Origin of the sequence: Halorubrum sp. Atlit-26R (assembly GCF_003666015.1) — an archaeon.
Classification (GTDB): domain Archaea; phylum Halobacteriota; class Halobacteria; order Halobacteriales; family Haloferacaceae; genus Halorubrum.
Genome location: NZ_QPLT01000250.1, coordinates 1 through 676, shown reverse-complemented (window position 1 = coordinate 676; position 676 = coordinate 1). Strand labels below are relative to the sequence as shown.

At 52.5% G+C, this 676-nt stretch carries 1 protein-coding gene and 1 pseudogene; both read left to right on the top strand.

What is annotated here, in order from left to right; all coding sequences use genetic code 11:
• A partial coding sequence (gene rdfA / locus DVK07_RS23955) for a rod-determining factor RdfA (protein WP_342765655.1) occupies positions 1-207 on the top strand: 207 nt, incomplete at its 5' end.
• A 114-nt stretch (positions 208-321) separates the two neighbouring features.
• Positions 322-456, top strand: a pseudogene (locus DVK07_RS23950) (DNA polymerase I); the annotation flags it as partial.
• Positions 457-676 lie beyond the last annotated feature (220 nt).

Genomic DNA, 676 nt, shown 5'->3' with positions numbered 1-676 from the left:
CAGGGGCGGGTGTCAGCGGTCGCCGAATCCGCCGTCTCGTCGCTCGCAAATGCGGGAGAGCTTGATCGTGGTGACTACGATGTGCTGGTCGACGTGCGCGCTGTCTGCCCGAATTGTGGTTCCGACACGACGGTTGGAGACCTGATCCGAGAGGGAGGCTGTAGTTGTACAACTGAATCTAACTCTGCCGATCCCGATCAAAATTGAGTCCATTTTTTTGTAGTGCTGTGGTTGACCAGCGTCGGAACGATTTATTTTGTGAAGGTCGATTTTGAGCCAGTATTTGATTCCATAGAGTGAGAAGTGCGCAAGAAGGTCGTGTACACATCGTCGTACTACGAGACACAACTCATCAGAGCTGTTGAGAGTGTGCTGTCACCGCTTGGCTGGGATCGGGCGGAGATCAGTCGAGAACTCACGGAGATTCAGGTGCCAGAGCTGACAGCGTTCGCATAGAGAGTGATTTAACCAACAAAAGGGTCGTTCTTGGAGTGGGTTTGTTGGTTAACTACAATCCACGCGAGAAAGTACCACCATACCCCGTGTGCGATATGAAATGGTGAAGGCGATGGGAGGAGTCGAAGAGGGGGCAACGAAACTGATTCACAATCCCCAGCGTCACTAAATATTCCATCAATTGCGGACACACCGGGGGGTGTGCGTATCGGACTACTGC